We start from the raw sequence: 11,794 nt of genomic DNA, 5'->3' as shown, positions 1-11,794 counted from the left end.
CCGTCTGGCTGACAAGACAAGTTAATAATAAGAGGTCAACATGCAGTTAACGGACTTTCTTGAAATAATGAACCCTGATCTTTATCAGGTATTAAAACAGTCGGTTGAACTGGGTCGCTGGCCGGATGGCCGGCAGATGTCGGAGCAGGAACGTGAAGCCAGCCTGCAGGCATTGATTGCCTGGGAGTTTGAGCATTTGCCGGAAGATCAGCGCATAGGCTATATGCCGGTGGGTTGCAAAAGCAGCCGGAAACCGGCAGAAACAGAGGAAGAGGCTGCCAGCATTTTGCGTTTCAAAGACAGCTGAGCAGCCAGCTAAACAGGATTAAAGAGAGAGCCTGCCAGTGCCAAATGAAGTATTAGGGATCAATGAACCAGTGACCGGAAACCTGAAAAAAATGGTCTCCGAATTACAGGATAGCGTCGTTTATCATCTGCCGGTCGGCGATCAACAGGTCGCCATGAATGAACTGATTGGGAAAAAAATCGTTCTGGACTATCAGGGTGAAATCAACTGCTGCCATTGTGGACGCAAAACCAAAAAAAGTTTCAGTCAGGGTTATTGCTACCCCTGCTTTAAGAAACTGCCACAGTGCGATACCTGCATTATGAGTCCGGAAAAGTGCCACTTTCATCAGGGCACCTGTCGGGATGCAAAGTGGGGCGAACAGTTCTGTATGACCGACCATGTGGTCTATCTGGCGAACTCCTCCGGTTTGAAGGTTGGTATTACCCGGGCGACCCAGATTCCTACCCGCTGGATTGATCAGGGTGCTACACAGGCATTGCCGTTTATGCGCGTGGCAACCCGACAGCAGTCCGGTTTACTGGAAACGGTGTTTAAAGCGTTTGTTGCCGATCGCACTAACTGGCGAGCCATGCTCAAAGGCAGTGCCGAACCACTGGATCTGCTGACATCGGCGCAGGAGCTGATGGATATGAACCGTTCCCGTATTGCTGCGTTGCAGGAGCAGTTTGGTCTGCAGGCGATTCAGCCGGTTGAGAATCCGGAAGTGGTGAATATCCACTATCCTGTGGAGCACTATCCGACCAAAGTTACTTCATTGTCGTTTGATAAAACACCTTCTGTAGAGGGCGTGCTGCAGGGTATTAAAGGCCAGTATCTGATACTGGACACCGGTGTACTGAATATCCGCAAGCACACATCCTACCAGGTCAGTGTCACGACTTACGATTATACCCATCGCCTTTGAAGATGTGGGGGTGTTGGCTGCTCGCACTCACCCCGATCACCTACTATTCGTAGGCTCACGGGGCTTCGTTCGATTGCCGCCTACCCACATTTTCAAATCCAATGGGTATAAGTTAAGAATTAGCAGGAATAAACGATGAAAGACGCACAGCCCCGCACGATTTATCTGAAAGATTATCAGGCGCCTGACTACTGGATTGATACCACTCATCTCACCTTCGATTTGCACGAAGACTATGCGCTGGTGACGTCGGTTTTGCAGATGCGACTCAATGGAGAAAAAGAGTTTGAGTCAGGCACTTTGCCTGCCCTGACGCTCCACGGTGAAGAACTGGATCTGGTCAGTCTGCATCGGGATGGGGAAGAGCTGGAAGGCGATCAGTATCAACTGGCTAAAGGAACTCTGATTGTATCGGTTAAGCAGCCTACGTTTGAGTTGCAGGTTGTGACCCGCATTCGGCCTCAGGAAAATACGTCGCTGGAAGGTTTGTATAAATCCAACGGCATGTTCTGTACCCAGTGTGAAGCCGAAGGTTTCCGCAAGATAACCTATTACCTTGATCGGCCCGATGTGATGTCGGTGTTCACCACCAAAGTCATTGCCAGTCAGGCGCGTTATCCGGTGCTGTTGGCAAACGGTAATGCCATTGATAAAGGCGAACTTGAGAACGATCGCCATTATGTCACCTGGGAAGATCCGTTTAAAAAACCAAGCTATCTGTTTGCACTGGTAGCGGGCGATCTGGAGTGTATTGAAGACCGCTTCACCACAATGAGCGGCCGTGATGTCACGCTGAAGATTTTCACCGAGTCCCATAATATCCATAAATGCGATCACGCCATGGTTTCCCTGAAAAAGTCCATGCGGTGGGATGAAGAGGTGTATGGTCGGGAATACGATCTGGATATCTTTATGATTGTGGCGGTGGATCATTTCAATATGGGCGCTATGGAAAACAAGGGCCTGAATATTTTCAACTCGTCCTGTGTTCTCGCCAGTCCTGAAACAGCCACCGATGCCACGTATCAGCGCATTGAAGCCATTGTTGCCCATGAGTATTTCCACAACTGGTCGGGTAATCGGGTCACCTGTCGGGACTGGTTCCAGCTGAGTTTGAAAGAAGGCTTTACCGTTTTCCGGGATGCTGAATTCTCTGCGGATATGAACTCCCGGGGCGTAAAGCGGATTCAGGATGCTTCGTTGTTGCGTACGGCACAGTTTGCTGAAGATGCAGGGCCAATGGCGCACCCGATCCGTCCAGAGTCGTTTATTGAAATTTCCAACTTCTACACCCTGACGGTTTATGAGAAAGGCTGTGAAGTGGTTCGGATGATTCACACGATTCTGGGTGCCGGTCAGTTCCGAAAAGGCACTGACCTGTATTTTGATCGTCATGACGGTGAAGCCGCCACCTGTGAGGACTTTGTAAAAGCCATGGAGGACGCTTCCGGTGTGGATCTGACCCAGTTCCGACACTGGTACAGTCAGGCGGGTACGCCGGTGATGACGGTGACGGACAAGTATGATGCAGAGTCGGGTGATTATCATCTGACCATTGCCCAAAGCTGTCCGGCGACACCGGGACAGGAACAGAAAAAGCCGTTCCATATTCCGGTGGGTATTGCATTGCTGGATGAACAGGGTCAATTGCTACCGCTGAATGCAGCAGGTGACAAAGAACAGGTCTTGTCCATCAAACAGTCGGAAGAGACGTTTGTCGTCAAAGGCTGCAAGAGTAAGCCTTTGCCTTCTCTGCTGCGTAACTTCTCGGCTCCGGTGCGGGTTCGCTACGACTACAGTAAAGACGATCTGGTGTTTTTGATGAAACACGACACTGACAGCTTCAATCGCTGGGATGCCTGTCAGCGTCTGGGTGTAGCGGCCATTGAGCAGTTGGTTGAGCAACCGCAACAGGCGGTTGATCCTCAGCTGGTGGATGCGTTTGGTGCTGTCATTGCTGATGCGGCAATGGATAAGGCAGTGAAAGCTGAAATGCTGTGCCTGCCCAGTGAAGCCAGTCTGGCAGAACAGGCTGATGTGATTCAGCCTCTTGCCATTGTGGCTGCCCGTAAAAAAGTGAAACAGGCGATTGCAGTCGCCCATAAAGACGCACTACAAGCCCTATATAACGAGCTGAATCACGAACGAGTGTATAAGCCGGAGGCTGCGGATATTGCCGAGCGCACTTTAAAGAATGTTTGTCTGGGTTACCTGTCGGCAGTGAATGAAGCGGAGTGTGTGCAGCTGGCGGCAAAACAATATGATGATGCGTCTAATATGACCGATCGCCGGGCAGCTCTGGGTTGTGTCATCGATGCTCATTATCGTGATGAAGCGCTGGTGGAAAGACTACTGACGGATTTCTACGATCGTTACAAAGGCAATTCCAATGTGATGGACGACTGGTTTGCAGTGCAGTCATCCAGTGCCGAGCTGGGGACGGTTGAGAAGGTTAAGGCTCTGATGCAACACGACAGTTTTGACTCGACCAGTCCGAATAAGCTTCGTTCTCTGATCGGTGGTTTTACCCGTAATATGACCCATTTCCATACGGCCGGTGGCACAGGTTATGAGTTTCTTGCTGACCGGGTGATCGAACTGGACAAGCAAAACCCGCAGGTGGCTTCCCGAATCATGACGCCATTAACACGCTGGAAGAAATTCGAACCGGTGACCAGTGGCTTAATGAAAAATGCACTGGAGCGAATCAAAGCAGTGCATAATTTGTCCACGGACGTTTATGAAGTAGTTAATAAGAGCTTGTAGATCGTTGTATCAAGCTTGCATTTGCTGATTAAATAGTAGACGCTGAGGTCTGGCACAGAAGAAGAGGATTGTTTCTGTGCCAGCGTATGCGATGTAGCGGTAAAAAAAACGGGGTAGCTGTAACCAACACAAAAAACATAATAAAAATAAACGCACATGACAGGGAGTCAGCAAACGATGATGCCCGGACGCTTACCGGCTTTGCGTATAGCCCCCGCTCAGGTTGGCTTTTCGCTGGTCGGACTCTTACTTGCCTTTCCTTCTTATTCCCTTGAATTTTCCGATGATTCGGGCTCCATAACCGGCGCTCTGGACACCACGTTATCGTATGGCACGATGTGGCGGGTGCAGGGGCAGGACTTGAAACATTATGACGGTAGTTCAACCGCTGACCATGATGATGTGAATACCAACGACGGCAACCGGGCGTACGACACCGGGCTTGTGTCGCAAATCTTCAGAGTCTCCGCCGACCTTGAAGTGGACTGGGAAGACCAGTATGGACTGTTTATTCGTGGTACTGCCTTCTATGACACCCAGATGATGGATCGCAGTAATAACTGGCTGAAAGCCAATCAGGGACGTTCGCCGGATCAGACCAACACGTATCCTTACGGCGATGACTGGTCGAAAGATGTGCTGGATGGACAGGGACACGACGCCAAAATTCAGGATGCCTATGTTTACGGAGCCTGGGATGTGGGTGAGATGCCACTGGATGTGCGCTTTGGCAAGCAGGTGATCAACTGGGGTGAAGGCATTTTTTATCGCGATGGTATTAATACCGTCAATGCCCTGGACGGAGCGTCCTTTGCCCTGCCCGGCTCGGAAGTGAAGGATTTGCTGATTCCCCAGAACGCTCTGTCTTTCCGGCTGGGTATCACGGATAACCTGTCCATGGCAGCCTATTACCAGTTTGAGTGGGAAAACTCTGTCACTCCGGGGCGTGGAACATTCTTCAGTACGAATGATTTGTTTACTGATGGGGGAACCAAGGGCTATAACCAGATTCCAGACAGCTTGAACCGGATATCCGGTATTTATGGTTTAGCGAATGCGAGAAGCCTCTATGGTGATATGGCGATTAACACTCATGGTGACTACATTATTGCGGCGGATACTTCTACAGAAAAGGATGCCAGCGATAACGGACAGTGGGGTATCAATTTTAAATACTACGCCGAAGAAATGAATGACACCGAGTTTGGTTTTTATTTCGTTAATTACAATTCCCACGTTCCTTTTATTCAGGCTCAGCTTGATCAATCCGTTGTCCAAAGGTCTCTTGACTTAGCCAGTGCAAATGCTGCAAACCTGAGTGCGGCACTCGGAGAGTTGGTTCCGGATTCTGGTGGAGCAACGCTACAGGATTTACTGATTGCTGCTAATCCAGATAAACCGTTATGTACTGATACCCCAAGCTGCAATAGGTATATTCAGGGCGTTGCTGCTAGTGCTCATGTTATATCCAATGGCATGTCAGCAACCCGGGTTTATCCGGAAGATATCCGGATGTACGGTATTAGTTTTAATACTGCGGTAGGAAACACTTCCATTGGTGGTGAGTTGGCTTATCGTCCGAATGCACCGATGTGGATTGATCACCCTGATGATCTGATTGATGGTGTTAATGATAATATGCCCAATATTCTCGGGTCAGTACGTAGCCCTGCACTGGAGTGTTTTACCGATCTGTCACAGGCCAATCAAGACAGACAGTATTGCCTGAGCAGCGGGCCGTACCAAAATTATAAGGAAGTAAAACTGTGGACAGGCTCTCTGGTATTCATTCGTAACTTTGGACCGTCTTTTGGATTTGATGGGTTATATGGAATTCTGGAACCGTCTTTCGAATTAATCCAGGGACTGGATGATTATGATAAGTATGTCTCAACAGCTTCCGGCCCCTATGGGAAAGGATTTGCTGATGACTACCATCCGGCGAGCGACCGTCTCGACAAACTCAGCTGGGGGTACACGGCAGTGCTGTCTGGAGAGCTGAACGACGTGATTGCCGGGATCAATTTCAATCCGGTGCTGACCTTCAAGCATGATGTCGAAGGTAACTCCAGACTGACAGGTAACTTTCTGGAGGACCGCAAAGCGGTTACCGTGGCTCTGCGGGCAATCTATCTGAATACCGTGGAAGCCGGGCTTGTCTACACCACGTTCTTTGGTTCTGAGCGAACCAATGCCTTACACGACAGGGATAATGTTGCCTTCAATGTGAAGTATTCTTTTTAAGCGACGGAATGCAGGACACAATAATGAATACAAACAAGAGTTTTGCTTTTTTCGTCTGCTCAATACTGGTCGCGGCCAGCTGTCAGCTGAAGGCTGCAGTGTCACAGTCTGAAGCCCAGCGTCTGGGCAAGGATCTCACTCCGATTGGTGCTGAAAAAGCAGGCAATAAGGATGGCAGCATACCGGCATGGAATGGTGGTATTAAAGAAGCAGAGATACCCAAAGGCTTTCAGTCGGGTAGTCACTACCTGAACCCTTTTTCCGATGATAAACCGCTGTTTACTATCACTGCGAGTAATGTAGGCCAGTACAAAGACAAACTGACTGCAGGACAGGTGGCACTGTTTGAGGCTTATCCTGACACCTTCAAAATGCCAGTTTACCAAACCCGTAGAACGGCTCGTCAGCCGGACCGGATTTACAACAATACCCGTAAAGCAGCCACCAGTGCACAGCTGTTATCAGGGGGGAATGGTTTTTCCGGTGCTTATGATGCTTACCCTTTCCCGATTCCACAGAACGGTCTGGAAGCATTGTGGAACCATATTGTCCGCTACCGTGGCGAGTATGTCGTACGACGTGCGTCGGAAGTGGCAGTGCAGCGCAATGGCAGTTATTCACTGTCAACGTCGCAGCAGGAAGCGTTGATTAATTACAACTTGCCCGGAGGTTCTGAAGCCACTCTGGACAATATTATCTTTTACTACCTGTCTTTCACCCGTTCGCCTGCGCGTCTGGCAGGTGGAGCTGTTCTGATTTACGAGACACTGGATCAGGTGCAACAGCCACGGCAGGCATGGGGTTATAATGCCGGACAGCGAAGGGTGCGCAGGGCTCCGAATCTGGCTTATGACACACCTATTGCTTCATCGGATGGTCTGCGTACGGCTGATGATACCGACATGTATAACGGCGCACCCAACCGTTATGAATGGAAGCTTCTGGGCAAGAAAGAGATTTATATTCCTTACCATAATTACCGGTTGATCAGCCCGGATGTGACATACGACGACCTGCTGACGATTGGGCATGTAAATCCCGAGTATACCCGTTATGAATTGCACCGTGTCTGGGTAGTCGAGGGCACATTGAAGCCCGGTGCCCGTCATGTCTATTCAAAGCGGGTGTTGCATCTGGACGAGGACAGCTGGGGAGCGGCCGTTGTTGACCAGTACGACGGGCGGGGAGAGCTATGGCGTAACAGTATGGCTTACCTGATTAATTACTACGACCGGCCAACGGTCTGGACCGGGCTGGATGTTTATCATGATCTGCGTTCCCGCCGTTATCATGCCCAGGGACTGGCCAATGAAGAGGCGCAGTATGTCAATTTTGAAAAGGCTATACCGGATTTAAAGTACTTTAAGCCTTCTGCTCTGCGTCGGCGTGGGCGACGCTGATATACCCATTCCCCTTGAAGATGTGGGGGTGTTGGCTGCTCTCACTCACCCCAATCACCTACTACTCGTAGGCTCATGGGGCTTCGCTCGTTTGCCGCCTACCCACATCTCCAATGGAAACGGGTATAGACGGTTTGCTACCATTTTTTCATGCTGTTTTTTATCCTCCAAAAGGATGAAAAAATGGTAACAGCAGAAAATATATTTTGTTTTATTGTGTAAAGAGTGGGGGTCATTTGGCGGTTTGTGGCTAGCCGCTGCATAAGCGAATGTTTATAATCCGTCTGTCAAAAAAACAATAACTATAAGACAGAAGGAGACTAGCATGACCAAACTCTCCGGCCTGCTTGCGCTGAGATCCTTTCATGCCCGGAGACTGGCCAGCCGTCTCTCTGGAGTGATGCCGTCAGGATTTTTTAGCCTCACTATACCCAGCCTGGTGACAATGGCTGCACTTTTCAGTGGCGGTCTTTCGTTAGCCAGTCAAGCTTCAGATCTCTCTGTTTCAGACCTCTCTGTTTCAGAATCTCTGGTGAAGGATCGTCATTCGGTCATGTCTGGCAGAGCCAGTACTTCATTGTTGCTGGATATTGCCCGATTACCCGACAGTGAACGTCTGGTGACGGTGGGTGATCGTGGACACATACTATTTTCCGACGATGATGGCCGATCCTGGCGACAGGCGCAGGTGCCGACTATTCAAATGCTGACAGCGGTGACCTTTCCCGGTAGCAGGGTGGGCTATGCCGTCGGTCATGATAACCTGATCCTGAAATCGGAAGATGCCGGAGAAAACTGGCAACGTGTCTACAGTGACCTTGATATGCAGGCACCGTTGCTTGATGTCTGGTTCCAGACCGAGCTCAGGGGCATTGCAGTGGGTGCCTATGGCACCATTCTGAGTACCAGCGACGGCGGTAAAACCTGGGGTGACATTCGTCACACCATCGAAAATGAAGAAGAATTTCATTACAACGCGATTGCCGGTGATGGTTATGACAACCTGTACCTTGCGGGTGAGGCCGGTATTTTATATTACTCTCCAGATGCCGGCATAACATGGAATACGTTGTCCGGCCCGTATGAAGGCTCTTTATTCGGTGTCATTGCCAGCCGTAACGAAGTACTTATTCACGGTTTAAGAGGCAATGTGTTCCGTAGCCGGAACAATGGTGAGTCCTGGTTGGCGCTGTCATCCGGAACAGAAGATTCGTTGTTTGGGTCTTTATTGTTGAATGATGGCAGCAGCTATCTGGTCGGCACATCCGGTACGGTTCTGTCTGGCCTGAGTGGTCGTTGGCAGAAAACCCACAGAGAAGACCGGATGTCACTGTCAGCACTGGCTGAAGCCGCTGATGGCGCGATTGTTGTGGTAGGGCAGGGTGGCGTTCAGCGAATGAATGAAAACGTCGATATGGCTCTGGCGAATAAAATTGCCCATTCAGAATAAAACGTTTTTTGCACAGAAAATAATAAAGATACAGCGGCATTTTATACCAGTTACGTGTTCTAAATATGACCATGAGCAAGCTATTTCAAATCGCTGGGCAAGGAAGAACGACGAGTAATAGCTCGCTATTGCGAGGAGTTCTGACGCAGAGCCAGTGGTTTGAAATGGCTGCGCAATTCATGTTTAGAAGATGGAATTGGTATTTTGCTCTAAAAGGATTCTGACAATGCTGTCAAAACGATCCAATCACGTTGAATCAACCTCTGAACGAATGATCTTCCATAACAGGATACGGGTGTGCCTGTTCTTTGCTCTGGTCACGGTATTTCTGGTCTGGAAGATGGTCACGGGTTTAAAGGTGGATGCCAGTTTTGAAAAAATGGTGCCGATGCAGCACCCCTATATTCAAAACATGTTCAAACACCTCGATGGCACCGGTGGCGGCAATACAGTTCGTATTGCTGTAGCAGCCAGAGAAGGGGATATTTTTTCAGCGGACTATATGGAGATTCTGCGCCAGATCAATGATGAAGTGTTCTATCTTGATGGTGTTGATCGTCCCAAACTGAAATCATTGTGGGCACCCAGTGTGCGCTGGACCGAGGTCACTGAAGAAGGTTTTGCCGGGGGGCCGGTTATTCCCCAGATCTACGACGGTTCCCGTGAAAGTCTGGACGAGTTGCGAACCAATATTCTGCGTTCCGGGCAGGTGGGGCAGCTGGTAGCAAATGACTTCCGGTCGAGCATTGTCAGTTTGCCACTTTTTGAAACCAATCCTGAAACCGGTGAAAGGCTCGATTATAAGGCGCTGTCCGGACAGCTGGAGATATTGCGCGATAAATATACGGGCATGGGCGTCAATATTCACATTGTTGGTACGGCAAAAGTCTTTGGCGATTTGTTTGAAGGTGTACAGTCTATCGTGCTGTTCTTCATTGTTGCCATTGTGATTACTGCGCTATTGCTCTTTCTGTATTCCCGCTGCCTGCGCAGCACCTTTATCCCGTTAATGACATCTCTGGTGGCCGTTGTCTGGCAGATGGGTCTTCTCGCTACCCTTGGCTTTGGGCTTGACCTGTATTCTCTGCTGGTACCATTTCTGGTGTTTGCGATTGGTGTCAGCCATGGTGTTCAGATCATTAACAGCATAGGTGTAGAAGCGGCAGCCGGTGCGGATAAAGTGACTGCCGCCCGTCGTGCATTCCGAAGTCTGTATATTCCGGGAATGGTGGCACTGGCATCTGATGCCATTGGCTTCCTGACCTTGCTGATTATTGATATTCAGGTCATTCAGGATCTTGCCCTGACCGCCAGTATTGGTGTTGCGGCTATCATCATGACTAATCTGGTCTTGCTGCCTGTATTGATGTCTTATGGTGGTACCAGTCAGAAGTCTGTTCGTCGTATTCAGGAACGCCAGCATAATGAAGAGGGCGTCTGGAATCTGTTGTCTAACTTTGCCCATCCCAAGGTTGTGCCGGTTTCTGTGTTAATTGCCCTGCTGGGATTTGGCTGGGGTATTTACCGGGCGGCCGATCTGAAAATTGGCGACTTAGATCCCGGCGCACCAGAGTTTCATCCTGATTCCCGTTATAACATAGACAATCTGTTTCTGACGTCTAACTATTCGACCAGTGCCGACCTGTTTGTGGTGATGGTGGAAACCGGTGTTGAGCAGTGTTCTACCTATCCTGTGATGGAAGCCATCGACCGCTATATGTGGCGTATGGAGAATGTAACCGGCGTTCAGCAGGCATTGTCGCTGGTGACTGCATCCAAACAGGTGGTCAAGGGGCTGAACGAGGGCAGCCTGAAATGGCAAACCCTTTCCCGTAACCCTTATGTTCTGAACAGCTCTGTGTCTACACTGCGCGGGTTATACAACAGTGACTGTTCAATGGCACCAGTGATTCTTTATCTGGATGACCATAAGGCTGATACGTTGTCACGGGTTGTGGCTGAAACCAAGGCTTTTGCGGCTGAGAACAATAATGAGAATGTTCAGTTTGTTCTGGCCAGTGGTAATTCCGGTATTGAAGCAGCCACCAATGAAGTCATTGCCGAAGCACAGAACCAGATGCTGATGTGGGTTTACCTGGTCGTCAGTATTCTGTGTCTGTTGACGTTCCGTTCTTTGAGAGCGGTATTCTGTATTGTTATTCCACTAGGGTTGACGTCGGTGCTGTGTCAGGCGCTGATGTCGTATCTGGGTATCGGTGTCAAGGTGGCAACACTGCCCGTGATTGCACTGGGAGTAGGTATTGGTGTGGATTATGGAATATACATCTACAGTCGTCTGGAAAGCTTCCTCAGACAGGGGCTGCCTTTGCAGGAGGCCTATCATAAGACACTGCAGATTACTGGCAAGGCGGTCACCTTTACCGGCATAACCCTCGCTATTGGTGTGGGCACCTGGATATTCTCTCCTCTCAAGTTTCAGGCAGACATGGGTATTCTGCTGACCTTTATGTTTATCTGGAACATGATCGGTGCCATCTGGCTGCTACCTGCTCTGGCGCGCTTTCTGCTCAAGCCGGAGAGTTACGTAAAAAAGACTGAAGCTGGTGAGCCTGAAGGTGAGCTGGCAGGAAGTACCAGCTGATTATTTTGTCTGTCTGTCGGTTGGGAGTCGCGTTTCGCTCGTCCCAACCTGACAGTCATACCAATTCATGTTACGAAGGTGAAGTTGGTATTACATTACTGGAGTTACGCACCCTCTA

7 protein-coding genes are annotated in these 11,794 nt (G+C 49.7%); all 7 read left to right on the top strand.

Going from position 1 to position 11,794, the window contains the following annotated elements; all coding sequences use genetic code 11:
• The first annotated feature begins 40 nt into the window (after positions 1-40).
• The 7 genes from EZMO1_RS15330 to EZMO1_RS15300 all read left to right on the top strand — a co-directional run bounded on the left by EZMO1_RS15330 (position 41) and on the right by EZMO1_RS15300 (position 11,676).
• Entirely contained in the window at positions 41-307 is a 267-nt protein-coding gene (locus tag EZMO1_RS15330; RefSeq protein WP_034872466.1) for a YeaC family protein, read from the top strand.
• A 91-nt stretch (positions 308-398) separates the two neighbouring features.
• Positions 399-1,214 carry a DUF2797 domain-containing protein gene (locus EZMO1_RS15325; RefSeq protein ID WP_034873400.1) on the top strand — a complete coding sequence of 272 codons (816 nt, stop codon included), beginning with the start codon at positions 399-401 and terminating at the stop codon, positions 1,212-1,214.
• Between the two features lie 135 nt (positions 1,215-1,349).
• Complete coding sequence (gene pepN, locus EZMO1_RS15320; RefSeq protein ID WP_034872468.1) at positions 1,350-3,980, top strand: aminopeptidase N; 2,631 nt, start codon at positions 1,350-1,352, stop codon at positions 3,978-3,980.
• Positions 3,981-4,136: 156 nt separating this feature from the next.
• Positions 4,137-6,224: a DUF1302 domain-containing protein gene (locus EZMO1_RS15315; RefSeq protein ID WP_082211542.1), complete on the top strand. Its 2,088-nt coding sequence runs from the start codon at positions 4,137-4,139 to the stop codon at positions 6,222-6,224.
• Positions 6,225-6,247: 23 nt separating this feature from the next.
• Positions 6,248-7,624 (top strand): DUF1329 domain-containing protein, encoded by a 1,377-nt coding sequence (locus tag EZMO1_RS15310; protein WP_051789226.1) that lies wholly within the window; start codon positions 6,248-6,250, stop codon positions 7,622-7,624.
• Between the two features lie 325 nt (positions 7,625-7,949).
• Entirely contained in the window at positions 7,950-9,074 is a 1,125-nt protein-coding gene (locus tag EZMO1_RS15305) for a WD40/YVTN/BNR-like repeat-containing protein (RefSeq protein ID WP_051789227.1), read from the top strand.
• 226 nt (positions 9,075-9,300) lie between these two features.
• On the top strand, positions 9,301-11,676 hold the full coding sequence (locus EZMO1_RS15300; protein WP_051789228.1) for an efflux RND transporter permease subunit: 2,376 nt from the start codon (positions 9,301-9,303) through the stop codon (positions 11,674-11,676).
• Positions 11,677-11,794: the final 118 nt, after the last annotated feature.

Origin of the sequence: Endozoicomonas montiporae CL-33, assembly GCF_001583435.1 — a bacterium.
GTDB lineage: Bacteria > Pseudomonadota > Gammaproteobacteria > Pseudomonadales > Endozoicomonadaceae > Endozoicomonas_A > Endozoicomonas_A montiporae.
Note: the sequence above shows the minus strand (reverse complement) of the source record. Positions and strands in the feature narration are given on the sequence as shown.

Excerpts from the sequence above, each read along its gene's own strand:
- EZMO1_RS15310 (WP_051789226.1), top strand. The coding sequence starts at position 6,248 with ATGAATACAAACAAGAGTTTTGCTTTTTTCGTCTGCTCAATACTGGTC.
- EZMO1_RS15305 (WP_051789227.1), top strand. The coding sequence starts at position 7,950 with ATGACCAAACTCTCCGGCCTGCTTGCGCTGAGATCCTTTCATGCCCGG.
- EZMO1_RS15300 (WP_051789228.1), top strand. The coding sequence starts at position 9,301 with ATGCTGTCAAAACGATCCAATCACGTTGAATCAACCTCTGAACGAATG.
- EZMO1_RS15330 (WP_034872466.1), top strand. The coding sequence starts at position 41 with ATGCAGTTAACGGACTTTCTTGAAATAATGAACCCTGATCTTTATCAG.
- pepN (WP_034872468.1), top strand. The coding sequence starts at position 1,350 with ATGAAAGACGCACAGCCCCGCACGATTTATCTGAAAGATTATCAGGCG.
- EZMO1_RS15325 (WP_034873400.1), top strand. The coding sequence starts at position 399 with ATGGTCTCCGAATTACAGGATAGCGTCGTTTATCATCTGCCGGTCGGC.
- EZMO1_RS15315 (WP_082211542.1), top strand. The coding sequence starts at position 4,137 with ATGACAGGGAGTCAGCAAACGATGATGCCCGGACGCTTACCGGCTTTG.